Origin of the sequence: Bartonella sp. CL266QHHD (assembly GCF_042195355.1) — a bacterium.
GTDB lineage: Bacteria > Pseudomonadota > Alphaproteobacteria > Rhizobiales > Rhizobiaceae > Bartonella.
Genome location: NZ_JBHIOD010000058.1, coordinates 116,209 through 143,022, shown reverse-complemented (window position 1 = coordinate 143,022; position 26,814 = coordinate 116,209). Strand labels below are relative to the sequence as shown.

Here is a 26,814-nt window from a genome sequence, read left to right as displayed (position 1 = left end):
GAGCATACAATCTTATTGTAATTATATTAGGGAATACTGAAACCTTACAAAACTTTAATAATTTAGACAGAAAACGGTAAGGTCTGGTATTTTATAAGTGGTCGGAATTGGAATAAAGGTATGATTGAATAGGAGCATAGAGTAAATGGTTAAAAAGGCTTTCTTTAAAACATTTGTCGCAGTGAGTTTTTCTGCGATATTGGAAAGTGCACTGTTTTTTAGTGGATGTACATCAAGCTTGTGGATGACAAAGGCTCATGCAAGTTCTGTATTTACTTCGTTAATGCAACAACAGGGATTTGCCGATATTGTTGCTCAAGTGAAACCAGCCGTTGTAGCAGTACAAGTAAAGAGCAATAAAAAGAAAGAAGATAGGTTCTTTAGCAACTTTTTTAGTGGTCCAGGACTTGATCAATTACCAGATCAGCATCCTTTAAAAAGATTTTTTAAAGAGTTTTATGATTTTGATAAACCTAAAAATAAATTTCCGCACCAATCGCAGAGACTCCGTCCTGTTGCTTTTGGATCGGGTTTTTTTATTTCATCTGATGGTTACATTGTGACCAATGATCATGTGATTTCTGATGGAACAAGTTATACTGTTGTTCTTGATGATGGTACAGAATTGAATGCAAAGCTCATTGGGAAAGACCCCAAAACCGATCTTGCCGTACTAAAAGTGAATGATAAAAGAAAATTTTCCTATGTTGATTTTGGTGATGATTCAAAGCTTCGTGTTGGGGATTGGGTTGTTGCCATTGGGAATCCATTTGGTCTTGGTGGAACTGTGACAGCAGGTATTGTTTCTGCACGTGGACGTGATATTGGCACTGGTGTGTACGATGATTTTATTCAGATTGATGCTGCTGTTAATAGAGGAAACTCTGGTGGTCCAACGTTTGATCTTAATGGAAAGGTTGTTGGGGTTAATACAGCAATTTTTTCTCCTTCTGGAGGAAATGTTGGGATTGCTTTTGCTATTCCGGCTGCGACTGTAAAACAGGTTGTACAACAACTTATTGAAAAAGGTTCAGTTCAACGTGGTTGGTTAGGTGTTCAGATTCAGCCGGTAACAAAGGAGATTTCCGATTCAATAGGTTTGAAAGAAGCCAAAGGTGCTTTGGTTACTGATCCGTTAAAAGGACCGGCAGAAAAGGCTGGTATTAAAGCGGGTGATGTAATTATTTCAGTGAATAATGAAAAAATTGCTGATGCGCGTGAGCTGGCGAAACGTATTGCAAATATTAAACCAGGAGAAATGGTAACCATAGGGATTTGGAGATCAGGTAAGGAGGAGAGCATCAAGGTTAAACTCGCTTCAATGTCTGAAGATGAAAGTAAGAAAGAGACTTCAAAATATTCAAATGGACAGAGTGATTTAGATGAAACATTGGAAGATTATGGTCTGATTGTTATGCCTTCTGATGATGGTGTAGGGGTTGTCGTAACGGATGTCGATACCGATTCAGATGCTGCAGATAAAGGGATACGCCCTGGTGATGTCATTGTGACAGTAAATAATAAACCGGTTAAACGAGTCTCTGATATTATTAACACAATCAAAAATGCTCAGCAGTTAGGACGAAAGGCTATACTCTTACAAGTGCGGACAAATGATCAAAATCGTTTTGTTGCTCTTCCAATTTTCAAAAAGTAAGGCTTTAGTTTGTAGGACAAATGTTTATTAAATATTTGTCCTACAACATAATAAAATAATGGAGATACGTTTTATGAAGATACTCGTTATTGAAGATGATCATGAGACGGGGCATTATCTCGAAAAAGCTTTTTTGGAAGTAGGGCATTCCGTTGATGTTGCTTATGATGGGGATACGGGATATGCTTTAGCAACCACGGAAAATTATGACGTTATGGTTGTTGACCGAATGCTTTTACATCGTGATGGTCTTTCTATTATTGCTGAATTGCGCGCTAAAGGCAATGAAACACCGGTTCTTATCCTGTCTGCTTTAGGGCAAGTTAATGATCGTGTAACGGGGCTGCGTGCAGGGGGAGATGATTATTTGACAAAGCCTTATGCTTTTTCTGAACTTCTTGCGCGTGTTGAAGTTTTACAACGGCGGAAAAATCCTAAAGAAGCAGAAACTGTTTACTGTGTAGGTAATCTTGAGCTTGATCGGCTAGCACATACGGTAAAACGAGGTGATAGAAACATTCTATTGCAACCACGAGAGTTTCGTTTACTTGAATATTTGATGCGTTATGCCGGGCAGGTTGTTACACGCACTATGCTTTTGGAAAATGTTTGGAATTACCATTTTGATCCACAAACGAATGTCATTGATGTCCATATCTCCCGTTTGAGAGCCAAAATTGAAAAAGATTTTGATGTTCCCCTTCTCCATACAGTGCGTGGAGCTGGATATATGCTAAAAGTACCAGATAACAAAGCATGAATCGTTTGATTAATATAATGCGCACGACGGCGCTAAGGCTTTCAGCACTTTACATTTTATTGTTTGGATTGGTGGCAACAGGACTTTCTATTTATATGACGGCATTTTCTGCTTCATTGTTAACAGAGCAAACTGAACAGGCTTTACATGAAGAATTAAAGTATATTGAAAATGCTTATAATTATGGGGGATTATCCTTATTAATGCGCACTATTGATTATCGTTCAAGACAACCAGGAGCATTTCTTTATCTTGTCACGGATTCTATGGGGCGTATTTTAGCAGGAAATGTAGCACGTATTGAATTAGGTCTTTTGAATCAGAGTGGTTTTATTTCTACCTCTTTTTTATATTCCCGTTTTGGAGAACATGGCAAAACAAGTGAACATCGCGCTTTGGCGGTTATTGTTGATTTACCTAATGCTATGAAGATTCTTATAGGACGTGATTTGGATGAGCCAGAACGTTTTGCTGTTGTTATTCGCAAAGCTGTGATCATTGCACTTGCTGCAATGGTTGGAGGCGCTTTACTCATATGGTTTTTTGTTGGCAGGAGAGCTTTACAAAGGATTGATCATGTAACGGCTGCATCACAGCGCTTGATGGATGGTGACTTCAGTGGGCGTTTACCTGTCTCTGGAGTAGGGGATGAGTTTGATCGATTGTCAACCAATCTTAATGTTATGTTAGACCGCATTGAAGAGTTAAATATTGGTTTACGTCAAGTATCAGATAATATTGCTCATGACCTGAAAACGCCGTTAACGCGTCTTAGAAATCGTGCTGAAGAAGCACTTTCAGGAAATAAGACAAAGCTTGAATATCGTCAGGTTCTTGATAGGGTTATTGCAGAATCAGATCAACTTATTTGTACGTTCAATGCAATTTTAATGATTTCACGTATTGAGGCCAGCAGTGCAATTGAGCATCTTGAAATGATGAATATGAAACTGATCCTTGAGGATGCTGTTGAGATTTACGAACCTTTTGCTGAAGAGTCAGGTGTTTTACTTCGGTTGGGGAATATATTTGATAAAGAGCTTAAGTTGAATCGTGAGCTTGTTGCACAATCAATTTTTAATCTTATAGATAATGCCATTAAATATGCCTCTAAAGGTGAAAGGAAAGCGGAGGTTTGCTTATCAATGGAATATCGTGATGAACATTTATTAGTTGTTGTGAGCGATAATGGACCAGGAATAGCAGAGGATAAACGTGAAAAAGTGACAGAACGATTTGTTCGTCTTGAAGAAAGCCGCACACAACCTGGGTTTGGGATTGGGTTAAGTATAGCAAAAGCAGTTATGAAGCTTCACGGGGGTGAATTGTTACTTGAAAATGCAAATCCAGGGCTTAGGGCTATTTTGTTATTTCCTTAAAGATATTTTTCTTCACTTTTCTCTTTTCATACGTAACAACTATTTTAAAAGTATAAAGCAATAGAAAGGAAAGCAAAATGCTTTTCAAGGGAGCGCAGACGAAACAAGCTTTTTTAAAAACACAGCTTCTCCCTTTATGCCCTCTCGATAAAAGTAGTTCCCAATGGTTAAAAGACATGGAAGAACAAGCAAGGAAAGAAGGTTTAGAATCGCTTATTTCCATCATTTCAGAGAGTGGAACGCAGATTGATTTTATCAGTTCGGTTATGACCTTATCTCCTTTTTTGCGTGAGGTTTTAATTGCCAATCCATCATATCTTAGTGCTTTATTAAATGTTGATGTAGAAACAAGGCTGAGCGAAATTATAGATGATATTACGGCTATCGATAAGGATGAAACTATAAATGAAACTTCATTGATGGCTGCTTTAAGGCGCAAAAAACGAGAAGCGCATGTTCTCATTGCTTTAGCTGATTTGGGAGGTGTTTTTACTTACGAAGTTTCATGTGCTTGGTTGACACGTTTGGGCGAAGCAGCATTAAGTGTAGCACTACGTTTTCTATTAAGAGAAGCGCATGATCATGGTAAGATCAATTTATTAAGCCGTGAGAATCCAGAAAAAGACTGTGGTTTAATTATTTTAGGGATGGGAAAGTTAGGAGCAGGGGAACTTAATTATTCTTCTGATATTGATCTTATTGTTTTCATTGATGAAACATCACCTCATATTGGTAATCTTTCTGAAAGTGTTGACGTATTTTCTAAAATGGTACGCCGATTAATCCGTATCATTCAAGAACGCACTGCGGAAGGATATGTTTTTCGTCTTGATTTTCGTCTTCGTCCAGATCCAAGTTCAACCCCTTTGGCCTTACCAGTAAGGACTGCATTGCGTTATTACGAAGGGCGTGGGCAAAATTGGGAACGAGCAGCCATGATTAAAGCACGTCCAGTTGCTGGTGATAAGAGGGCAGGTTTTAACTTTCTCAAAGAGCTGTTTCCCTATGTGTGGCGGAAATATTTAGATTACGCTGCTATTGCTGATATTCATTCGATCAAACGTCAAATTCATGCGCATAAAAATTACGGTCAAATTGCAGCTTATGGGCATAATATAAAGTTAGGTCGTGGTGGTATTCGTGAGATTGAGTTTTTTGTTCAGACACAGCAACTCATTGCTGGTGGACGTTTTCCTCAATTACGTGGACGTCAGACAGTTGCAATGTTAGCAGAACTTCACACGCTTGGTTGGATCAGTGAGAAAACGAGAAATAGCCTTATAAAAAGTTATGCTTTTCTTCGAAATGTGGAACATCGTATTCAAATGCTTTTCGATGAACAAACACATCTTCTTCCAAATGATACTGCTCAATTCACAAGTGTTGCCTATTTAATGGGTTATCAAGACAGTAGCAGTTTTATCCGTGATTTATTAAAAACACTTCAGGTTGTTGAAAAACATTATGCAGCACTGTTTGAGAATGAGCAAGAACTTGGTTTAGAAATTGGTAATTTAGTTTTTACCGGTGAAGAAGATGATCCGGAGACATTAATAACGTTAAGCCGTTTAGGCTTCGAAAGAGCAAGTGATATTTGTCGTATTATGCGCACGCTCCATTTTGGTCGTTATAAAGCAACGCAATCAGCCGAAGCACGCGAGAGATTAACGGAATTAACACCAGCTCTTTTGAAAGCTTTTGGTGGGACAAAACGAGCTGATGAGGCGATGTTGCGTTTTGATGGTTTTTTACAGGGCTTACCTTCAGGAATTCAGCTTTTTAGTCTTTTGCAGTCTAATCCCTCTCTTTTGGATATGCTTGTCCTTATTATGGGTGCTGCTCCACGTCTTGCAGAAATTATTACACGCAGATCCCACGTTTTTGATGGAATGTTAGACCCAAATATTCTTTCAGAATTACCAACAAAAACGTATTTAGAAAAACGGCTTGAATATTTTCTTGAAAATGTTCTTTCTTATGAGGAGATTCTTGACCATTTAAGGATTTTTGCAGATGAACAACGTTTTTTGATTGGTATTCGAATTTTGAATGGTGCAATTACAGGAGAAAGAGCGGGTTTTGCTTTTACTGCGCTTGCTGATCTTATGATTACAAAAACATTTGCTACCGTTCAAGAGGAATTTTCTCGTCTTCATGGTCGTATTAAAGGGGGGCGTGTTGGCATATTGGGTATGGGGAAACTTGGAAGTCGTGAATTAACAGCAGATTCCGATGTTGACCTCGTTTTGCTTTATGAACACGATGATGATGCAGAAGTATCTGATGGAGAAAAGCCTCTTTATATTTCTCAATATTATACGCGTTTAGCACAGCGCCTCGTTTCTGCTTTATCCACTCTTACAAGCCAAGGTGTTCTTTATGTCGTTGATTTAAGGTTACGGCCGTTAGGCAATAAAGGACCTATTGCTGTTTCTTTTCCATTTTTTAAAAAGTATTATCGCCAAGAAGCATGGATATGGGAATATCTTGCTTTAACAAGGGCTCGAGGCATTGCAGGAGATCCTGATTTTTTACAAAAGCTAGAAAATGAAGTGTGTGCAATTATTGCTATTTCTCGTGATAAGAAGGAAGTTGCAAAAGAAGTGTGTGAAATGCGTTCCTTGATTGCAAAAGAAAAGCCGCCAAAAAATCAATGGGATTTAAAAACGATGTCTGGTGGCATTATGGATTTGGAGTTTATTGCTCAATTTTCTCTTATTACGCATGTCATTGAGTTTCAAATTGGAGCGACGACAGCGGATATTTTAGATCACTTACCAAACAGTTTTCTTAATCAGTCATGTATTGCTGATTTACATTATGCCTATCGTCTTTATACAAATTTGAGTCAAATTATACGGCTTTGCTTAAATGATTCTCTTGATCCCAATGACATGCCACCTAGATTAAGTGACCTTTTGTTAAATAGTGTTGGGGAACCTGATTTGCTTCGTGTTGAAAAATTAATTGCAGAAACTGGGCAATTGGTCTGTTCAGTTTTTACAAAAATCATGAAACATTAAAATAATTCTATAAGAATAATAAAAATTATTAATTCCATTTTTATATATTAATTTTTGTCTTTTATTTCATTACACGCTTGAGAGGGTTAGAGTGAAGTTCTCTAGTGGTTTTTCAAGTGTGATGAAAAAATTTCTCTGTTAAATGTGCTATTCTAGGTATTATTCTTTATACAAAAAGCGATGAGTGACTAGTTTAGTGAATGATATGCTTTATGAGCCTTATCTCATTCTTTTCAAAAAATTGATATTATAATTATTTATATAATTCTGGATAATAATGATCAATATGAAGCTATAAAAGCTACTATAGATTAATAGTTTTAGGAAATTATAAATAAGATTTTAATTTTTCAACTGTGTCATTTTTGCTATAGATTTTTTGAAAAAAGTGTGAAACGATTTATTATTATTTATGTATCACATTAGCTTTTAGGGGAGCAATTATGATTACAAAGTATTTAGCCTCAACATCTATATTTTCTTTAATTTCAATTTCTGTAGTACAGGCGTCGGATATCGCTATTCCTGAACAGCCTGTTCCTGTTATTGCAGCGCCTGCTTTTTCTTGGACAGGATTTTATCTTGGAGGACAGATTGGTAACTTTTCAGGTAAAACAACTGCAAGTTATTTAAAAGATGAGACAAGGATATGGAATCCAATTGGAAAGGAGAATTTACCTAAACTTTCTGGTTTTATAGGGGGAGTTTATGCAGGTTCCAATATTGATATCGATAATAGTTTTATTATAGGTATTGATACGGATATTATGTGGTCTGGTAAAAAGGATTCTAAAGATGTCGATCTACCGGAAAAAAGTCCAACTGAAGAAAAACCACAACCTACAGAAGAAAAAAGTCTAACAAGAGATTTGCATGAGAATGATTCAACAAGGCGTATTAAAGCTGTACGTCATACCTTAAAACAAAAATGGGCTGGTGCTACACGGGTGAGAGTTGGTTTTGCGATTGAGCGTATGATGCCTTATATTTCCGGAGGGGTTGCTTATACGCAGCTTCAGAATATTTTTGGGTTAGTTACTGATAGCAAAAATGGAGAAGTTGATTTTTCTGATTGGTTGCATGATGAAAAAAAGACCATGATTGGTTACACCTTTGGAGGTGGTATTGATTTTGCAATGACTGATAATGTTATTGTGCGTGCAGAATATCGTTATTCAGATTTTGGCAAAAAAAAGTTCATACAGGATAAATTTGAAATGGGCTACAAAACAAATGATTTCCGCGTGGGTGTAGCTTATAAATTTTAATTTTTTGCAGAATTAAACAATTCAAAAGTCTCATTTTCGAATGAGGCTTTTATTTTTCAGATATGCGCTGGAAAATATTCTTCACTCAAAAGAGCTACTATTTTATTCGAACAATACGTTGATTTATAAATATAATTTACTTTTTGTCATGTTGAGTGAGAGATCCAAGGATCATAAGATTTTCTCATTTTAAACCTATACCATGTTGACCAATCAAAACCGCGTCTTTTGTACGTCAAAAGGAGGGAGAGCAGTGAGATAAACAACATTAAAGAAAGAATAAAAATGCCTCTTATGAATCATCTTAAGTGCCAAAAGCTGTCGCTACATAGGGGATTGGCAAAGTGTGAGGTTTGATGCTAGCTTGCTTTTCCATAAACGTAAAGATGGTGATGCTAAATGGACTTATCATTACATCATTCATAGGTGCCGTCGGGAAATGAGTTTGGGTGCTGTAAAAGATGCTTTTTTAAACCAACACATGAATTGGCAACTTAATGGCGTTTTGTTTTATTTGAAAGACCTCTGATACAATCGACTTTTCTGTTTTGCGTTATCGTAAAATATTTTATTTAATAACAAAAAGATCGCAAAAAAATTCTAAAGCATGTAAAATTACATCCGCAATATAACTCAATAATAATAAAAATTCATATTATAATTTTTATTATTAGATATTTTATGTGATATTATAAATAATAATTTATAATAATAAAATAATTATAAAGAGTATTATAAATTTATTTATAGGAAAAAATAGATAGCAAATTAGGAATTTATCGAGACATAAAAAACATTATTACCTATATCTGTTATCGAAATATAATCTATTATTTTTTATATTTTTTTAAATGTACGATAATAAATATCGAGTAAAATAGTAAGGGATTATTTCAAATCTATTTACGATAAATCAATCAACATTATTTGTTTATAAATCACAAGTAGGTTGGGTTATTTAAATTATATACTTTAGTTATTATTTGGCTTTTTTAGTCATCTATTTTCAGGTATAGAAGCTGAATGAGCTTCTCTATTATTCTATAAAATATCATCATTGTAATATTATAAGGATTTTACGCATTAGATGCTTTTGGAGGAGTGTATGATGAAATTTAAAGCAGGGTTTATGTGTAGAGCTTTGTGAAGTAAATCACATGCGCAATTAGCAGCTGGAACCCGTGCGACAAGAATCCGGATTATTTATAAATCAGATGGGGTAGAATTTTCGTCCTTTAGGGCGGGAAGGAAGAAAACCAATAAGCTTGTAAAAAGCTCGTTACATAAGTGGGGCAGCAGATGGAATTCTCTGAGAAAAATTGATCTATTAACAGAGAAGGTGAAACTTTGTCTTTTAAGGAGAAAAAGGGAAATAAGAATTATGATTTCCAAAGGGATATGAAATAAAAATATTTTCGTTTTTGGTTGTTTTGGCAACTATGAAGGTGTTTAAAGATTAATTGTTTCAGTACATGCAATCTCGTTTTTGGGGTTGATAATGCTATAACGTTGTAATTGGCAATGCCATTGATTTTGTAAGCGTTCAATGGAAAATAAATTAAAGCCTGCGGGTGGTTTTTTATCACCAAAAGCTTGTGATGCGGAAGGAACACCAACAATAGGAATTTTTTTAATTGGTCCTTCAATGTAATTCAATGTGGGTAAATGAGTATGTCCGTGAAGAATAAGCTCACAACCGTGATATTTGATAACGTTTAGAAAACGTTTTATATCCCGTAGTTTTTTATGCCAAGACGTTGCATTGGGAAAAGGGGGATGGTGAATCATGACGACACGAAAAAGGTTGCGCTGTGCTGCTTCTTTTAAAAAGAGCGGTAAAGTTTGCGCTTGCATTTTACCAAAATAACCAGAAGCTTGAAAAGGCAGTGTCGCAATGGCTGAAGAAGCTGCTATGATGGCAACATCTTTGCGAATGCGCATATAAGGAAAGGCATTTTTTTGAGGGATGTCACCTGTGATCCAAGGTTTAAAGAGAGTGCATGCTTTTTGGAAAGCGCCGCGGACATAGGCATCGTGATTTCCAAATGTCAAAGAAATATCTTGAGGTTGTCCTAAGTTAAGTAGCCAACGACGTGCTTGTTCAAATTCCTTATCGAGAGCAAGATTTACAAGATCACCAGAGATCACAAGGTGATCAGGTTTTGTTTTGTTCAAGGCATCTATTAAAGTTTCTAGGACATCTGTTGCCATCTGACTCTTACGTTTTTTTTGCCAATTCAGATAACCGGTAAGACGTTTCCCAGAAAGTTCGAAGAGGGAAGGTTGCGGGAGAGGTGAAAGATGTACATCCGATATATGGGCAAGATAAAACATAAAAGCTCGTAGAGTATTAAAAACGATTTAAAGAATAAACATAAGATAAGTTAGTGCTTAAAGGCAAGAAAGATTGTAAAATAAAAATTAGCTTGCAAAAAAGAACGCCTCAAGCGGAATGTTCCAAATAGAATATCCCCAATAGAATATCATTGTGTTGTACATTCACATATTTGTAAAAAAAACATTTCTCAATGCGTTTGAGCTAATTTCACGACCGGTATTCGATGCTATAATAGAAAGCTTCTGTGAAGTATATAGGGCTTACTGTACACTACCATCTCTACGCTTATACAAGGTGCAAATAAAAAACATCATACTATTTTCCTCCAATTTTATGAAAATCCTTGCTTTAAGAGGATTCATAAGAGGTATTTCATTCTTTTCTTCGATGGTTTCTATCCATACTGCATCTCTTCTAATAATACGCAAGAGAATGTTTTTTATTTTTTTAATATGAGGATATTTGAAATAAGGAGAATTATACTGTATTTTTAGTTATAAATCAATACGTTATCTAATTATAAAAGACAAGTAAATACGTAAAAAGATAAGCTGAATTTTAAAACTATTATACGAAATCTCAAACCTTTTAACGTCCTTCATAATACCACATGCTGCTCAACAGTAAAAGGCAAGCAAGCAATGCAAAAAAACCAGAAAATATCGAAAAATAAAAGGTATTGATTAAACGGGTTTCTGTTGCTTCTTTCAGAACAATTGAATGTGCTGGGGAAGAGGACGGACTTGTTTTTGATTGAATCAGTTTGAATGGAGGAAGATGAATGTTTTCTTTTCCCTCAGGGTGTAAACGTCCGATGTAGCCGCCTGTGTGCTTAATAATGGGGGCTAGTTTTTCTTGTGTTGAAGTCAAGTCAAACAACTCAAGATTATCGAGCATCCCTACAGAAGAAAGTATTGTTAAATCGCCATTTTTAATGGTAAAAATTCCTGTCTCATCAGTGGTCACAGTTGCAGTAAAAAGGCCTTCTTGCTCTTTGGTCAGAGTAATATTTTCTTTTTTTCCAGAGGGAAAGATTATTTCAGCGGGTTCTGGATGGTCTTTTAGAGTTTGGCGGCGAATTGTTAAATGATGATGGCTGCTGGTCGCACTTAATTTTTCTTCTTCAAGTTCTGGTTCTTTCATGAGCCAATGAGCAATTCGTCGATAAAGAGCAGCATAAGGACCGCCGCCTTCGAAACCTCGAGCCCAAAGCCAACTTTCATCAGAAAGCAACATGCCTACACGTCCTTTATCAACATGAGAGAGAAGTAAAAGTGGTTGCTCATCGGCTCCTTTCATGAGGGCGATTCCGTTATTTATGTTTTGAATAGCAATTTGTCTCAACCATTGCCCCCATTGAGAAGCTGGAAGGTTAAGTGTTGTAAGACCTCTTGTGACAGGATGGCGCTCACCTTCTTTGGTTAATGTGGGGCGAAAAGGTTTTTCAATAATAGTTCCATTAGGTAATGCCGGTAAAATGCTTATTAAAGGTGTTTTCGCAAGTGAGTTTTTTTGGGCAAATTCAGGTCCTGTTACCATCAACAATGCCCCCCCCTTTTGTACATATTGGGCGATATAATCATAATAGATTAAGGGGAGAACAGTAGAGTGCTGGTAGCCATCAAGGATGATGAGATCAAAGTTATTAATTTCTTCAACAAAGAGTTTTCTTGTGGGAAAGACCACTAAGGATAATTGGCTTGAGGGCGTATTATCTGCTTTGGTGGGAGGACGCAAAATAGTAAAGTGAACAAGATCAATATTGGAGTCACCTTTCAAAAGGTCTCGCCATGTCCGTTCTCCATTATAAGGAGCACCTGAAATAAGAAGAACGCGTAAATTTTCTCTGATTCCTTCAATAATTGTTATGGCGCGGTTGTTTTCAAAGCTTAGTTCACCTTTGTGTGGATCGGTTATAACTTGGATAATATTTTTTTCAGCATGAGGAAGGGTAATTTCAGTTTGAAAAATCACGCCAGGAGTCACAGAATAATGGCCAATGTCTTGTCCATTGACGCTTAATGTAATATTTGCTTTCTGTGGTATTGTTTTTTTGGTGGGGCCTTTATCTTCTACCAAAATGGAGAGCGTTTGTGGTTTGTTGACAAGGGCAAATCGTGGAGGAGAGATAAACTTAATTTGGCGATCAAATTCATCTGAGTGCCCTGTAATCAGGGCATTGAGAGGGGCTTCATGATGAAGGTCTGATAGGTCAGGAATGTCATGCACTTGTCCATCGGTGATAAAAATGGTTCCTGCATAACGAGAGAGCGGTACATCAGATACTGCTTGTGTTAAAGCCTCAAACAAATTCGTTGAGGGCGCATACTGATTATCAGCAAGTTTTCCAGCTTCAATAAAGCGTGGTTCAAATTGTGGATAATGCGCCAATGCTTGAGTTAATTGCGCGCGCGCTTCATCACTGTCGTTTGTACGTGTTCCAAATGTTTGGCTTTTGCTGCGGTCAATAACAATTCCCACTGTGCTTTTCAGTGGTTCGCGCTGTTCTTTTATGATCATTGGATTGAGCAAAGCAAGGATGAGGGCGCTTAATGCCATCAGACGAAATAAAGAACCTTGCCGTTGCGTAACAAGACCAACAACGACAAAAAGAATCGATATTCCACTTAAGAACAGAATCCAAATGAGTGGTAAAAAAGGCTGAAAAGTGAAAAATGATATCATTGCCTTCTTTCTCTTTTAAAGCGTTCCAAGAGTGCTGGAACATGAACTTGATCCGCTTTATAGTTTCCTGTAAGAACATAAAGGACAATATTTAAACCTGCACGAAATGCCCATAGACGTTGCATGGGATCATTGGGAACAAGGGGATATTTCCATGTCCCTTTTTCATCGAGTGCCCAAGCACCGGCAAAGTTATTGGCAGTAATGAGAAGAGAACTTACATTATCGCCGCTGGCAAGAGAATTTTTATTTTTTTTGTTTGTTGAGGAGGATTCAATCCATAAAGGTGAACCACGGTAGAGACCAGGAAAATCTGGCATAATATAAAAAGAACGTGCAACAACATGATCTGTTGATGCTGGCTCAATGGATGGAATATTTAACTCTTTTAAGATATCTCGTAATCTTTGCGTTTCTGGAGTGGCATCTCCTTCAAGATTAAGATTGCTCTTTATCTGATCGCGCGTGTCAAATAAAATTGTTCCCCCATGTTTCATAAAGTTATTTATTTTTTCAAGGCTTTTGGGGGTTGGTATAGGACTTTTAACATCAATTGGCCAGTAAATAAGAGGATAAAAAGAGAGTTCATCTTTATCGAGATCAAGTGCTGTAACAGAGCCGAGGGTAAGCATTGTGCGCTCTGCGATAAATTGACTTAACGCTTCTAGACCACTTTTACTCGTTGTATCAATTTCATGATTATTGGTTATAACATAGGCAAGATGTGTTGCGCCGGCAGCTTGTACACTATCATGATGGTTTTCTTTCGTTTGTGCATGAAGAGTTGGATCATATGAAAACAAGGCAATAAGACTTATAAAGGGGAGGAGAAACATATTACGCCGTTTCATGAAAGAAAAAATATCTCCCATCCATAAAATGAGAAAATTGTCAAAGGCGAATAATAAGATGGCTAATCCTAAAAGTGGACCAATAAGATTTTTTTCTTTTGTATCGTAAGATAAAGGGCTTTTATTAAGAGAAGTTGGCAATGATGATTGTTTCATCAAGTGCGACGAATGAGTTAAGAGATTGAGTGCATAAAAATTGTTTTTGACACCATAAAGTCCTGGGGGAGTATGGTAGGAAGGATGGGGTGGATTTTGAGAGTCAAAGATCAAAGGAACAACATCAGAGGGTGGTACTTGTAATTGTCCGTCAACGGCTATAGTTCGCCAAGGGCTTTGTACCACGGTTCTTTTTTCTCTGTGTGTTAGGTTTGTGTTTTCGTTAGAACCTAATGTGATTAATTTTTGCAGCATTTGTGCAAAAAAGCCAGAAAGAGGAAGATTAGACCATGTTGGGTCAGGAGCAACATGAATAAGAATGAGGGTTCCTTTACCACGTTTTGCTGCGGTAATAAGAGGAGTTCCATCCGAAAGGCTAAGCCACGTTTTTTCAAAAAGATCTGGGGTTGGTTCTGCGAGGATTTGGCGCGAGACAGTGACATCTTTTGGAAAAGGAAGATCAAAGAAAAAGCTATTTTTTGCAAAAGGGGCAAGCTTTTGTGGTTTTGTCCAAGACATAATACTTCCAAGGGAACGTTGACCTGGGCGTAGTGGTATCGGAAGGAGGTTATCGTAATGTTCTGCACTACTGAGTTTTTCTCCTGCAAAGCGGATGAGTGTTCCCCCTTTATTCACAAAATCAGAAAGTTTTTTTTCTGCTTTTGGGGGTATGTTAACAATGTCACCCATAATCAAAACAGATGGATTTTGTTTAAGCAAATGATCAATATCCGTTGAAAGTTCTCTTCCACCGGCTGTTATAAGCTGTGTATGACCTTGTAAGGCTTTGATAATGTAATAAAATGGAGCAAGTAAAGGCTGTGCCATTTCATTGGTATCTGGTGAGAGAAGAGCAACACGGCTTATCCTGTTATGGCTGTCTACCAAGAAGGTTGCAGCAGCATGGTTTTGATTGTTTATTTTTATCCAAGCGATATCATTGCGTAGTTCAAGTGGTACATTAAAAGGAACAAGTGCTGTTGTTTCTCCTTCAGAGAAAATGTTCGTAAATTGACCGAGAAGTTGATTATTTGAATCGTAGAGGCTGAGTATAGCGGGAGTGTTGCTGTGTGTTGTTGAGCGGATAATACGCGCGCCCATGTTTCCATTGTTATTTTCTATGGATGTTATGCCGGTTAAATCGGAAATATCAGTCAAATACCACAAGAAGTTTCTAGGTTTTAATTCTTCAAGATGAGCAAAAGCTTGCTCATCTTCATTTGTTCGTAATCCATCACTTAAATAAGCAATATCAAGAGGTTTTCCTTTGGTTCTTTCGCTGAGTTTTTTGAAGGCATGCACACGGTTGACAGGCCAAGGACGCGGTTGCAAATGCATTAAATGCTGTTTTATAACCTTGGCTGGTTGGGGCTCTATATTGGAGATATCATTTTCAGCCGTTGCAACAAGATAAATATTTTTTTGCTGTTTTTCTGCCTGTGCAAGAAGCATTTCAGTGATAGAGATGCGCTTTTTCCATTCTTTTACAGAAGCCCAACCATTATCAATAATGAGTGCAAGGGGTTGAGACCCAGAAAAGCTGATTGGTTTTTGATTCCAAGTGGGGCGTGCTAGAGCTATGATAACAAGTGCCGCTATGGTTAAACGCAACAAGAGCAACCACCAAGGTGTATGTTTTGCTGTTTCTTGTTGATGAGTTGGTTTGGGTAAGAAGCGAAAAGGGGGAAAAAGCTCTTTGCGCGGAGATGGAGGAGTTATCCGTAACAGCCACCAAATGACCGGTAGGAACAAAAGCCCTAGTAACAGAAAGGGAGCAGCAAAACTCAAAGTGCCCTCCTTTTTTGCAATGGAGAGTCGCTCATTGTATTTGCAAGATGAAAAATGGTCTCTGTTAAAGGTTGATCCGTTGTACTAACGTGATAAGACCATCCTTGGCGTGCGCAAAAATTTACCAATTCTTGTCGCCTTGCGTGATATAGTTTACAATAGCTCTTACGAAGATCTTCTGCTTTAGTGGAAACATGTTTCTCTTTCGTTTCAGGATCCAAAAATTCTGTGTGACCTGTGTAGGGAAAGCTTTCTTCTGCGGGATCAGAAATTTCAATTAAATGAGCTGTCACCTGTTTTGTAGTTAAAACGGTTAAATGTTGGATGATTTTTTCAGGATAGTCGAGAAAATCACTCATTATAACGACATGTGAAAAGCGTGTAATCATTGAAAAATCCGGAAATGAATTTTCATCTGAATGATTTTCTAAAGCAAAGGCTATTCGTTCTACGACATTGGATGTCATTGTGGGGGACATTAAATTGGGAATAGCAATATGTTCGCCACTGCGTGCAAGAAGGGATGCCAAGGTAAGGGTAAGAATAATGGCATGATTACCTTTAGAGATTTTAGAAAAGCGCGAACAGTAATGCATTGATGCGCTCTGATCAGGACAAAGCCAAACGGTTTGTGTCATTTGCCATTCGTTTTCGCGCAGATACGTATTTTCATCACGCGCTGAGCGACGCCAATCAATGCGGGTAATGGATTCTCCTTCCATATAGGGACGAAATTGCCAAAAGTTTTCCCCATTACCGCTTTTACGTTGTCTGTGCCATCCGGTTATCAGTGTATTAGCGATATGACGCGCTTGCAAAAGGAAATATGGCATTTTGCCAGTATCCTTATGCAGTTCATTTGCCAGCGACAATGGAGGCTTTTGTAAAACTTTTTTGCCAAATGCCATTCAAAGAGCATCTTTCACAAGGTTATTGATAATATCTTTTACGGTTATATCTTCAGCACGGGCAGAAAAATTAAGAGCCATGCGGTGTTGTAATACGGGATAGGCTAATGCTTCAACATCATCAAGTGAAGGGGCTAAGCGTCCATAATAAAGAGCACGGGCGCGAACACAAAGTGAAAGGGCTTGTGATGCCCGTGGACCAGGTCCCCAAGAAACATAAGTATTAGCAAGGCTATTGTCTTTATGAGGGCGAGATGAGCGGACAATTTTTAAAATAGCTTCAATCACATTTTCTGAAAGAGGCATTTTGCGAACGATATTTTGAATTTTTTGCAATTTTTTGCCGGATAAAATTGGTTTTGCATTTGTTTTTTTTTCTTTTGTTGTTTCTAAAATAATCCGTCGCTCTGTTGTGAGGTCAGGATAGTCAATATCGATTTGCATCAAAAAGCGATCCAGTTGTGCTTCAGGAAGTGGATATGTCCCTTCTTGTTCGAGAGGGTTTTGCGTTGCAAGAACATGAAAAGGTTGTGGCAAATCATAACGGGTACCTGCAACAGTAACATGATATTCTTGCATAGCTTGTAAAAGGGCTGACTGTGTCCGTGGGGAAGCACGATTGATTTCATCGGCCATGAGAAGTTGCGTAAAAATAGGACCTTGAATGTATCGAAAAGAACGTTTACCGTCTTTATCGGAATCCATAATTTCAGAACCAATAATATCCGATGGCATTAAGTCAGGAGTGAATTGGATGCGTTTTTCATCAAGCCCTAAGACTGTTCCCAATGTTTCAACAAGACGTGTTTTTGCAAGTCCTGGAGCACCGACAAGAAGGGCGTGACCACCAGCAAAAATAGCGATTAAAGCATATTCGATTACCTGATTTTGCCCAAAAATAACTTTGTCAATTTCTTGTTGTAAAATATCCAATTCTTTGTGTGTCGTATCAATATCATCAATAATGACTTGAGCCTCATGATTGATATTGACCTTTTTTATAGAATTGGATGATGGATCATGTTGACTCATATTTCTTCCTTAAGGCGTTTGTCGCAAAAATGGTAATTTTCTCTGCATGATAATGGATATCTTATTGTTTGTAACAGAAAATGAGAAGAAATGAAGTATCATATGCCGTTTTTTTTCATATTCGTATAGAAGAGAAAAGTTTCTTTGGAAGAATAGACGTGTTTTATAAGGGATGTCTTAAAAATTTTGTTTTATGAAGAGAGTTCTTTAAAGCAGTGAAGACAACTTTTTTGAAAGGTTAAAGGGTGAATATAAGACAGAACTTCAAACAGGTTGCGTGGTTACAACAAAGTGATATTCAAACACTTCTTCGTGTTTTGTCTGAGGAGGGGGAAGAGGCGCGTATTGTAGGGGGAGCAGTGCGCAATCAACTGCTAGGGCAGCCTATTAGTGATATTGATATTGCAACAACCTGTTTGCCGCAACAGGTTATTGCACGTGTAGAAGAAGCAGGATTTAAAGCTATTCCTACAGGGATTGCTTTTGGTACAATAACAGTAATTGCTCATTCATGTTCTTATGAGGTTACAACGCTTCGCTGCGATATTGAAACAGATGGTCGTCATGCAAAAGTGGCATTTGGTCGTGATTGGAAAAAAGATGCTGAACGGCGGGATTTTACGATAAATGCACTTTATTGTGATGCTGCTGGAAACCTTTATGATGATGTGGGAGGTTTGAGTGATATTGCTAGCCGAACAGTTCGTTTTATTGGGGTTGCAGAAGATCGTATTTGCGAAGATTATTTGCGTATTTTACGGTTTTTTCGCTTTTTTGCGTGGTATGGAGCAGGGCGACCTGATGTGCAAGGATTGAAGGCATGTGTTCGTTTAAAACACGGTTTAAAAAAACTTTCTTCTGAACGTATTTGGGCAGAAATGAAAAAGCTTCTTGCGGCGTTTGATCCAACGCGTGCTCTTTTATGGATGCGACAAAGCAGAGTTTTGGCACTCATTTTTCCTGAAACAGAACGATGGGGCATTGATGCAATTCACGCATTGGTGAAGACAGAACAGACTCTTGGTTGGAAAGTTGATCCATTATTACGGCTAGAAAGCCTTCTTCCTCCTGACCCCATACGTCTTCATGAAATGGCACAGCGCTTGCATTTTTCCCATAAAGAAAGAACGCGATTAAAAGAATGGGCAGAGTTAGAAATAATAAACCAAAACTGTTCTGATCATTTTGTGCAAAAACTGATTTATTTTCATGGACGACAGCCAGTTTTAGATCAATTATCGTTGTCTGTCGCTGCATCACATCTTGATCATCTGGAAAAAAGTGATGCTTTGCAAAAAGCAGAGGGTTATGTCAAGCTTCATCAGCTTGCCAAAAAATGGCAGATTCCAACTTTTCCCATTAATGGTAACGATTTAATAAAGAAAGGTTTTGCTAAAGGTGTACTTTTAGGAAAAAAGCTTAAAGAGTTAGAAATGATATGGGTTGAAAGCGGATTTTTAATGGATCGTCATGCACTATTAGAAAAAATTGATTTATAATATATCTGTTTACAAACCCACTGTTGTTTATATTTTTTAAGTCAACATATTAATTTATAATAGTAATTTTTCATGTGAAATAAGAGCTCCAAATATTGTAAGGTTATTTCAAACCTGTTCATATTAGATCAATCAAAATTATTTGCCTTAGATGTCACAAGTGAGGAAAAATGATTACAGAGAGGAAAAATGTCTCTTATGAACCATCTCAAAGATAAGGATTCTCGAAAATGAGAACGAATAAAGAGAATAGTGATAGCGGTTTGCACTTTGTATGAGCATGAAGAGGGGGATATCTAATGGATTTTTACTAGGAGGAGTATTTAATCATTTATAGGTGGTGATATGAAATGGATATGATGGGCACTAAGAAATGTTTATTTTATCAGCACTTAATTGTTGGAAAATGATAGGCATTATACACTCTAACTGTTTTTTATATATTGTATATTGTTTTTCGTAATAATTTATGTTTTTTTACAGGAATTCTGTAAGTTATTCCAAAAGTATTATTGAAACGTATGCGCTTTTAATTACTTATTATACGCTATAAAAAATATTTTTTAATTATTTAAAACCATATTTTATGTATTTTTATCGTTCTATTAAAAATTTTAGTGGAATTGTTGTGTTTTTATAGATTACAGGTTCTTTCATGATAACCAATTTGGCGTAATGCTTCTCCTGTTGTTATGGCTACGCTCATGGCGAGATTTAGAGAGCGTGCCTGTGGTTGCATGGGAATTTTCAATGTGTAATCGGCCGCTTCATGAACATAATCGGGAACGCCAGCTGTTTCACGACCAAAAAGTAAAACATCATTTCTTTGATAGCATATCTGCGTATAGCATGTTTTTGCTTTTGTACTTAAAAGCAACAGGCGGCGGTTTAAGTGTTTCATGGAGCTTATAAAATGTTGCCAATCAATGTGTCGTTCTAAGGAAGCATATTCGAGATAATCCAATCCTGCGCGTTTGAGATTACGATCCGACAGATTAAAGCCTGCAGGTTCAATAATGTGCACATGTAAACCAAAGCAAGCGCTAAGACGTAAAATCGTTCCAGTATTACCAGCAATATCAGGTTGGAAAAGAGCTATATGAAGTGTCATGTTCTCTGTAATATGATTTTTCTTTCGACTTTGTAAAGAAGCACCACAATTTATTCGAAAAATATGCTTTGAGAAATACATGTTTTTACGGTTAATTTTTATTCCCTTTAAATTTCAGGGAAAAAGTTATGTATATAGGTCTGTTTGGGATAAGAGAGAAGCTCCCTATTAGAGACTTCCTTTTATTGAGCAATCCATGAAATAGATTGGCTCATTATGTTGAAAAGTGGGGTATTTAATGAGGTTAGATCATCCATTTTAATTAAAATCAACAAAATATGCTTTTTATGCAAAAACAGAAGCGAAAAAAATACTCATGCAACCAGTTGGAATTGAGGAAGGGAGAGATGCTGTAAATGTGTTAAAGAAATAACCGATAAGCTCAACTTATTTACTGAGATATGGTCATAACAAGACAATATTTCTTTCTTTAGAAGTGTTTATTTACATGCTATCTCTGATTTTCACGGGTGGGGGAGTAATTTTGATTGATTAATATGAATAGGTTTGAAATGAAAGAAACTTACGGTGTTTCAGGATTTCATTCACTCTGTAAAACGATGAATTATCATTATAAAACAGTTTTTGTATAAACCATACAAATGGCAGGAGTTTTTTACGGGGATGTTTTCATGGTTGAGGTAACTGAATGATCAAGCATTGTACAATGGGAGAGGGTATGGTAAAAGAATGTTTTAGCAAAGTGTCTCTTTAAGTTAAGTCCATGGGTGAGCAAACGAGGCGGGATTTTCTGTTTTTGGTAACAGCTGTTGCAGGAGCAGTTGGAATGGGAGCGGTTGCGTGGCCTTTTATCCGTCAGTTGCGTCCAGATGAAGCTGTTTTGGCATCTTCCTCTGTTGAGGTTGATCTTTCTGGTATTGAAGAGGGGATGTCGGTAACGGTAAAGTGGCGAGGACAGCCTGTTGTTATTCGAAATCGTACGGCAAAAGAAATTGCTGATGCGCGCGCTACTGAATTGAGACTTCTAAAAGATCGTCAAGCGCGCAATCCTAATCTTGAAGGTGAAAAAGAAGCAACAGATTTTGCGCGTTCAGCAGGTAAAGGACGTGAAAATTGGCTGATTGTTATTAATCTTTGTACGCATCTAGGCTGTGTAACACTTGGGCAATCGGGTAAATTTGGAGGATGGTTGTGTCCCTGTCATGGGTCTGTTTATGATACCGCTGGAAGAGTGCGGTCAGGCCCAGCTAACTATAATTTGGTTATTCCACCTTACCAATTTCTTTCTGACACTTTGCTCAAAATAGGATAAGGTTATGACAAGGTTTCCTCCTTATTGTCCTAAAAATGCTCTTGCTCGTTGGTTTGATAAGCGTTTTCCTCTTCCTCGTTTTTTTTATAATACATTTGTGACTTTTCCTGTTCCACGTAATCTTAATTACTTTTACACATTTGGCGGTATTTTGACCATTATGCTTTTATCACAGCTCTTGACTGGTATTGTCTTGGCTATGCATTATGTTCCAGATATTCATTTGGCTTTTGAAACCAGTGAACGATTTCGGCGTGAAGGGCAGTTTGGTTGGCTTTTTCGTCCATGGCATTGTGTAGGCTCTTCGTTTTTTTTTATTGCTGTTTATATCCATTTGGCACGTGGACTTTATTATGGTTCTTATAAAAACATGCGAGAAATGGTATGGGTTACAGGTATTTTTATTTATATCATCATGATGGCAATAGCATTTTTTGGTTATGTGCTTGTTTGGGGGATGATGTCTATTTCAGCGGCTTCAGTGATTGCAGGGCTTTTTAAAACGATACCTTTGGTGGGGACATGGTTGCATGAGACACTTCTGGGTGGTTATGTCGTAGGACAACCAACGTTGAATCGTTTTTATGTTTTCCATTATGTTTTATCATTTATTTTGCTTCTTTTTGTGGGGCTGCATATTTGGGCAATCCATTGTGTTGGGCAAGGTAATCCAACGGGTCTTGCTATACAATCAGATAAGGAAACAGTTCCATTTTCGCCTTATGCGCTTATCAAAGATATTTTTGCTATTACTGTTTTTCTGATCTTCTTTGCCTGGTTTTTGTTTTATATGCCCGATTATATGGGGCAGGCTGAAAATTATAGTGTGGCAGATCCTTTAAAGGTACCTCTTCGTGTGGTTCCAGAATGGTATTTTTTGCCTTTTTATGCGATGCTTCGTGCTATAACTTTTGATATTGGTATTTTCTCTTCAAACTTTGTTGGTTTTGTTTTATTCGTCAGTTCGATTTGCATTTTAATTTTTGTGCCATGGTTAGACCGTTCTAAAATATGTTCAGCAAGATATCGACCTGTTTATAAAATTTTCTTTTGGGCGTTGGTTATTGATGTCGTTTTTCTTGGTTGGTTGGGGTCAAGAGAAATAAGTGATAAAATTCTTTTATGGACACAATTGGCTACTGTTTATTATTTTATATTTTTTTTGGTTATTTTGCCGATTTTGCCAGCGTTTGAAAAAAATTGTTCTCTTCCTTCTTCAATTATGCAAGATTTAAAACAGAAAAAGAGACTATGGTAAATGTTTTTGTCGGACTGATTTTTATTGTTGCTATGAGCTTTTCTGCTCAGAGTTTAGCGAGTGATGACTCTGATCAGGAAGAGGGATTTATTTCTTTTCCTTTACAAGTTCCTAAAAAACAAGAATGGAGTTTTTCAGGTCCATTTGGGCTTTATGATAAGGCGCAATTGAGGCGCGGATTAAAGGTTTATAAACAAGTTTGTTCCAGCTGCCATGGGCTAAAATATGTGGCTTTTCGCAATTTAAAAGCTCTAGGGTATGATCAAGAACAGATTAAAGCTTTGGCGGGGCAATATGAAGTGCGCGATGGCCCTAATCGAGAAGGAAAATTTTTTAAACGTGCTGGGGTTGCAACGGATTATTTTCCTTCTCCCTTTTCACATGAAGAAGAAGAAAGATTTATTTTGAATAGTGCTTATCCTCCAGATTTGTCATTGATGGCACGTGCACGTGGGGTATCTTTGCCGTTTCCTGCTTTAATTACTGATGTATTAACTCATTATGATACAGCTGGTCCAGATTATATTACAGCTCTTTTAACAGGATATCAGAAGGCACCGAAGGAGATAAAAATTGCGAATGGTTATTGGTATAATCCTTATTTTATTGCCGGTAATTCTTTAACGATGGCTCCTCCTTTGAGTGATGGTATGGTTGCTTATGAAGATGGAACTCCAGAAATCATTGAACATTATGCGCGCGATGTTTCTGCTTTTTTGATGTGGGCTGCCGATCCTCATATGGAAATTCGTAAAAAAACCGGTTTTCGTGTTATTTTATTTTTAATCATTTTTGCAGGGCTTGTTTATATTTTAAAAAATCGTATTTGGTGTGGTTTAGAAAAAGAGTTAGAGAAAGAAATAAAAGACGAAATAAAGAGAAAAGGGTAAAGCGACAAGACTCGAAAGAGTATAGAGTATAAAGAGCATAAGGAACAAATCTTTTTATGATGCATTGAGGTTTTATAAAGTAAAAGCAAAGTAAAAATGGAGATGTTAAAATGAAAAAAATTGCATGTACTACTCTTATGTCAATTTTGATGGTTTCTAGTACTTATGCTCAGTCTTTTGAAGTGCCTTCAAAACCTGAAATGATCTCTTCGACGGGTATTGTACAGGTGGGGATAGATAAGTCTGTGCGTTATGTGACACCTTTAGCAACGGATTTTGTAGCTTCCAGTCTTATAGGCGCCAATGTATATAATATAGAAGATGAAAATATTGGTGAAGTAAAAGATATTATTTTACGTGAAAATAATATTGCAGGATTTGTTATTGCTGTTGGTGGTTTTCTTGGCATAGGCGAGAGTTATGTGGTCGTTTCTCCAGAAACAATCCAGATGACAAATGATTATGGTAAATGGAAACTCATTACAAATGCGACAAAAGATTCTTTAAAGGACGCTCCAACATTTAAATACGAAGGGCGTTGGACACGCTAATTTTATATTTTCATTCTTTAATGGATAGAACTGTTGCTATCATAATCATATGCTAGCAACAGTCTTTTTGTTCTAAAAACACTTGAGAGCTTTTGCGACAAGATTCCAGGGAGCTATTACCAAAGTTTTCAAGATAAACTATTAAGACAGAGTGAAGATTTAAGTATTATGTTTAAATAACATGATATCGCCATCTTGCACAATGTATTCTTTTCCTTCATCGCGGGCTTTTCCTGCTTCTTTTGCACCGCTTTCTCCACCCAGAGCAATATAGTCATTGTAGCTGATGGTTTGGGCACGAATGAAACCGCGCTCAAAATCTGAGTGAATAACGCCAGCTGCTTGGGGAGCTTTTGTACCACGCGTAATTGTCCATGCTCGTGTTTCCTTAGGCCCACAGGTGAAGTAAGTAATGAGATCAAGTAAATGGTAACCAGCGCGAATGAGGCGATTGAGACTCGGTTCAAAGAGTCCTAAAGCATTGAGATATTCTGATGCTTCAGCATCACTCAGTTGTGTGATTTCCGCTTCGATAGAAGCAGAAATGATAATGCTTTGTGCATTTTGCTCTGTTGCCATTTTTTCAACTGTTTGGGTAAAGCTATTTCCATGAGCGGCGTCATTTTCGCTTACATTACAAACATAAAGTACAGGCTTGGAGGTTAAAAGATTCAAGCTTTTAAGAATGTGGTGTTCATCGGAAGAGATATCTTTGAGCAATAACCGGACAGGGTTTCCCTGTTGCAGTATGTTTAATGCTTTTTCCATAATAGGCAAAATTGTGAGAGCTTCTTTGTCTTTTCCGGTTGCTCGTTTACGAATTTGTATGATTCGTCTCTCAAGACTTTCAAGATCCGCAAGCATGAGTTCGGTTTCAACCGTTGTTGCATCACTAACAGGATCAATACGTCCCTCTACATGGGTAATATCTTCATTTTGAAAACAGCGTAAAACGTGGACAATGGCATCGACTTCGCGAATATTGGCTAAAAATTTGTTTCCTAAACCTTCGCCTTTTGAAGCTCCTCGCACAAGCCCCGCAATATCGACGAAGTTAATGCGTGTAGGAATCATTTCTTTTGAACCAGCGATTGATGCAATTTTTTCCATTCGTAAATCTGGAACAGCAACTTCACCGGTATTGGGTTCAATGGTACAGAAAGGATAATTGGCAGCCTGTGCAGTGGCTGTTTTTGTTAATGCATTAAAAAGAGTTGATTTCCCAACATTAGGTAATCCGACAATACCGCATTTAAAGCCCATGAGAGTCTTTCTTTTCGTTTGATTTTATAGTCAAGATAAAGCTTCTTTTTTATAGCATATTTTCAGAAGAGTTATAGTCCTTGCCTTGCGATAAGTGAGAAAAAAGTATAAAGTAGCAGGTATCTGCTTTTTTTACCTTAGTTCTTCTTATCTTAATTCTCTCCTTAGTTTCAAGGATAAGAAAACTTCGAATTAATGTTAATATTGTGCTAAGTTTTTCATGGTATGCAAATCTGCATAAATAATTAATCGGAGAAAATAGAAGAGTGTTATCTCGTTGTGCCTTTTTAATTGCAGCACTTTTGGCTTTGGCTGGATGTGCTACACATCAGTCAGATATGTCATCGGTTTCTTTTCAACAAGTTCGATACATTCCACCAGAAATACAGGCTTTGTATGGTCCTGTAACGAATGAGACTTATTCGTTACCTGCTGTTGATCTTGCGACAATTGATCCAAAATATTGGCGACAAGAAGTGATTTATTATACATCTTATCCACCTGGAACATTGGTTGTAGATACGCAAGAGTGTTTTCTTTACCTTATTGGTGAAAATGGAAAAGCTTTGCGTTATGGGATTGGGGTCGGTAAGGAAGGTTTAGCATTTGAAGGTGAGGGGGTTATACAGCGCAAGCGTCGGTGGCCAAATTGGGCTCCTACTGCAGCTATGATGGCTCGAGAACCAGAACGTTATGGACATCTTGGGAAAGGAATGCCACCAGGACCCGATAATCCATTAGGTGCGCGGGCACTTTATTTGTTCAAAAATGGGAAAGATACACTTTTCCGTATTCATGGTTCACACGAATCGTGGTCAATTGGGCGTGCTATTTCAAGTGGGTGCATTCGTTTGCTTAATCAAGATATTATCGATCTTTATGATCGTGTTCCCGTTGGTTCGCGTGTTGTGGTATTGCAAAACAATAGGAGTATTCCTACAGTTTATAGTCAACAATCAAATGGCTATGATCCGCTACAGTCGACCATTCAGCCAAATGAATTTTTTTAATTTTGGGGAGAAGATTGGAGAGAGCTGTTTAAGTATTTTGGTTTTCTGTTCAATCTTCTCTTTTTCTTAAAAGAGAAAATAAGCCTTTCTTTTTCAAAAGTGCATACAAGCTTG

General features: G+C 37.3%; 18 protein-coding genes. 11 read left to right on the top strand and 7 right to left on the bottom strand.

The annotated features are described in order from the left end of the window. Positions 1–145: 145 nt before the first annotated feature. The 5 genes from ACFIK7_RS08290 (at position 146) to ACFIK7_RS08270 (ending at position 8,087) form a co-directional block, all read left to right on the top strand. On the top strand, positions 146–1,657 hold the full coding sequence (locus ACFIK7_RS08290) for a Do family serine endopeptidase (protein WP_273791551.1): 1,512 nt from the start codon (positions 146–148) through the stop codon (positions 1,655–1,657). Positions 1,658–1,730: 73 nt separating this feature from the next. After that, positions 1,731–2,417, top strand: a complete 687-nt coding sequence (locus tag ACFIK7_RS08285) for a response regulator transcription factor (RefSeq protein WP_273791552.1) — start codon at positions 1,731–1,733, stop codon at positions 2,415–2,417. Then, the gene (locus tag ACFIK7_RS08280; protein ID WP_375637409.1) at positions 2,414–3,796 is read left to right on the top strand and encodes an ATP-binding protein; all 1,383 of its coding nucleotides are present in this window, start codon (positions 2,414–2,416) and stop codon (positions 3,794–3,796) included. Before ACFIK7_RS08285 ends, ACFIK7_RS08280 begins: the two co-directional genes overlap by 4 nt. Positions 3,797–3,873: 77 nt before the next feature. Beyond that, positions 3,874–6,819: a bifunctional [glutamine synthetase] adenylyltransferase/[glutamine synthetase]-adenylyl-L-tyrosine phosphorylase gene (locus ACFIK7_RS08275; RefSeq protein WP_375663215.1), complete on the top strand. Its 2,946-nt coding sequence runs from the start codon at positions 3,874–3,876 to the stop codon at positions 6,817–6,819. A 443-nt stretch (positions 6,820–7,262) separates the two neighbouring features. Beyond that, positions 7,263–8,087 (top strand): outer membrane protein, encoded by an 825-nt coding sequence (locus ACFIK7_RS08270; RefSeq protein WP_375654400.1) that lies wholly within the window; start codon positions 7,263–7,265, stop codon positions 8,085–8,087. A gap of 1,449 nt (positions 8,088–9,536) precedes the next feature. On the opposite strand, the gene ACFIK7_RS08265 is transcribed toward ACFIK7_RS08270, so the two are convergent. The 5 genes from ACFIK7_RS08265 to ACFIK7_RS08245 all read right to left on the bottom strand — a co-directional run bounded on the left by ACFIK7_RS08265 (position 9,537) and on the right by ACFIK7_RS08245 (position 17,845). Then, the gene (locus ACFIK7_RS08265) at positions 9,537–10,421 is read right to left on the bottom strand and encodes a metallophosphoesterase family protein (RefSeq protein WP_375654399.1); all 885 of its coding nucleotides are present in this window, start codon (positions 10,419–10,421) and stop codon (positions 9,537–9,539) included. A 592-nt stretch (positions 10,422–11,013) separates the two neighbouring features. Beyond that, positions 11,014–13,110: a glutamine amidotransferase gene (locus tag ACFIK7_RS08260; protein ID WP_375663214.1), complete on the bottom strand. Its 2,097-nt coding sequence runs from the start codon at positions 13,108–13,110 to the stop codon at positions 11,014–11,016. Further along, on the bottom strand, positions 13,107–15,905 hold the full coding sequence (locus tag ACFIK7_RS08255; RefSeq protein WP_375663213.1) for a DUF4159 domain-containing protein: 2,799 nt from the start codon (positions 15,903–15,905) through the stop codon (positions 13,107–13,109). Before ACFIK7_RS08255 ends, ACFIK7_RS08260 begins: the two co-directional genes overlap by 4 nt. Further along, entirely contained in the window at positions 15,902–16,813 is a 912-nt protein-coding gene (locus tag ACFIK7_RS08250; RefSeq protein ID WP_375663212.1) for a DUF58 domain-containing protein, read from the bottom strand. Before ACFIK7_RS08250 ends, ACFIK7_RS08255 begins: the two co-directional genes overlap by 4 nt. Further along, positions 16,814–17,845 (bottom strand): MoxR family ATPase, encoded by a 1,032-nt coding sequence (locus tag ACFIK7_RS08245; protein ID WP_273791244.1) that lies wholly within the window; start codon positions 17,843–17,845, stop codon positions 16,814–16,816. 245 nt (positions 17,846–18,090) lie between these two features. Between ACFIK7_RS08245 and ACFIK7_RS08240 the strand changes: the two genes are divergently transcribed. Further along, positions 18,091–19,344 (top strand): CCA tRNA nucleotidyltransferase, encoded by a 1,254-nt coding sequence (locus ACFIK7_RS08240; RefSeq protein WP_375663211.1) that lies wholly within the window; start codon positions 18,091–18,093, stop codon positions 19,342–19,344. 634 nt (positions 19,345–19,978) lie between these two features. On the opposite strand, the gene ACFIK7_RS08235 is transcribed toward ACFIK7_RS08240, so the two are convergent. Further along, positions 19,979–20,455, bottom strand: a complete 477-nt coding sequence (locus ACFIK7_RS08235) for a tRNA (cytidine(34)-2'-O)-methyltransferase (RefSeq protein WP_273791242.1) — start codon at positions 20,453–20,455, stop codon at positions 19,979–19,981. Positions 20,456–21,179: 724 nt separating this feature from the next. Between ACFIK7_RS08235 and petA the strand changes: the two genes are divergently transcribed. The 4 genes from petA (at position 21,180) to ACFIK7_RS08215 (ending at position 24,427) form a co-directional block, all read left to right on the top strand. Beyond that, positions 21,180–21,728 (top strand): ubiquinol-cytochrome c reductase iron-sulfur subunit, encoded by a 549-nt coding sequence (gene petA, locus ACFIK7_RS08230; RefSeq protein WP_375630845.1) that lies wholly within the window; start codon positions 21,180–21,182, stop codon positions 21,726–21,728. 4 nt (positions 21,729–21,732) lie between these two features. Beyond that, positions 21,733–22,986, top strand: a complete 1,254-nt coding sequence (locus tag ACFIK7_RS08225) for a cytochrome bc complex cytochrome b subunit (protein WP_375660534.1) — start codon at positions 21,733–21,735, stop codon at positions 22,984–22,986. Next, positions 22,980–23,876 carry a cytochrome c1 gene (locus ACFIK7_RS08220; RefSeq protein WP_273791239.1) on the top strand — a complete coding sequence of 299 codons (897 nt, stop codon included), beginning with the start codon at positions 22,980–22,982 and terminating at the stop codon, positions 23,874–23,876. The genes ACFIK7_RS08225 and ACFIK7_RS08220 overlap by 7 nt, the downstream gene beginning before the upstream one ends. A 110-nt stretch (positions 23,877–23,986) precedes the next feature. Next, positions 23,987–24,427, top strand: a complete 441-nt coding sequence (locus tag ACFIK7_RS08215) for a PRC-barrel domain-containing protein (RefSeq protein ID WP_273791238.1) — start codon at positions 23,987–23,989, stop codon at positions 24,425–24,427. 159 nt (positions 24,428–24,586) lie between these two features. Here the strand turns inward: ACFIK7_RS08215 and ychF are convergent, their stop codons facing one another. Further along, a complete protein-coding gene (gene ychF, locus ACFIK7_RS08210; protein ID WP_375630839.1) occupies positions 24,587–25,690 on the bottom strand; it encodes a redox-regulated ATPase YchF in 1,104 nt (367 codons plus the stop codon). Positions 25,691–25,956: 266 nt separating this feature from the next. On the opposite strand from ychF, the gene ACFIK7_RS08205 reads away from it, so the two are divergent. Further along, positions 25,957–26,700: a L,D-transpeptidase gene (locus ACFIK7_RS08205; RefSeq protein WP_375663210.1), complete on the top strand. Its 744-nt coding sequence runs from the start codon at positions 25,957–25,959 to the stop codon at positions 26,698–26,700. The last annotated feature ends 114 nt before the right edge of the window (positions 26,701–26,814 follow it).

Coding starts and splice junctions, on each gene's coding strand:
- ACFIK7_RS08250 (WP_375663212.1), bottom strand. CDS start 16,813: ATGGCATTTGGCAAAAAAGTTTTACAAAAGCCTCCATTGTCGCTGGCA.
- ACFIK7_RS08235 (WP_273791242.1), bottom strand. CDS start 20,455: ATGACACTTCATATAGCTCTTTTCCAACCTGATATTGCTGGTAATACT.
- ACFIK7_RS08270 (WP_375654400.1), top strand. CDS start 7,263: ATGATTACAAAGTATTTAGCCTCAACATCTATATTTTCTTTAATTTCA.
- ACFIK7_RS08245 (WP_273791244.1), bottom strand. CDS start 17,845: ATGAGTCAACATGATCCATCATCCAATTCTATAAAAAAGGTCAATATC.
- ACFIK7_RS08290 (WP_273791551.1), top strand. CDS start 146: ATGGTTAAAAAGGCTTTCTTTAAAACATTTGTCGCAGTGAGTTTTTCT.
- ACFIK7_RS08215 (WP_273791238.1), top strand. CDS start 23,987: ATGAAAAAAATTGCATGTACTACTCTTATGTCAATTTTGATGGTTTCT.
- ACFIK7_RS08220 (WP_273791239.1), top strand. CDS start 22,980: ATGGTAAATGTTTTTGTCGGACTGATTTTTATTGTTGCTATGAGCTTT.
- ACFIK7_RS08280 (WP_375637409.1), top strand. CDS start 2,414: ATGAATCGTTTGATTAATATAATGCGCACGACGGCGCTAAGGCTTTCA.
- ACFIK7_RS08275 (WP_375663215.1), top strand. CDS start 3,874: ATGCTTTTCAAGGGAGCGCAGACGAAACAAGCTTTTTTAAAAACACAG.
- petA (WP_375630845.1), top strand. CDS start 21,180: ATGGGTGAGCAAACGAGGCGGGATTTTCTGTTTTTGGTAACAGCTGTT.
- ychF (WP_375630839.1), bottom strand. CDS start 25,690: ATGGGCTTTAAATGCGGTATTGTCGGATTACCTAATGTTGGGAAATCA.
- ACFIK7_RS08260 (WP_375663214.1), bottom strand. CDS start 13,110: ATGATATCATTTTTCACTTTTCAGCCTTTTTTACCACTCATTTGGATT.
- ACFIK7_RS08265 (WP_375654399.1), bottom strand. CDS start 10,421: ATGTTTTATCTTGCCCATATATCGGATGTACATCTTTCACCTCTCCCG.
- ACFIK7_RS08225 (WP_375660534.1), top strand. CDS start 21,733: ATGACAAGGTTTCCTCCTTATTGTCCTAAAAATGCTCTTGCTCGTTGG.
- ACFIK7_RS08285 (WP_273791552.1), top strand. CDS start 1,731: ATGAAGATACTCGTTATTGAAGATGATCATGAGACGGGGCATTATCTC.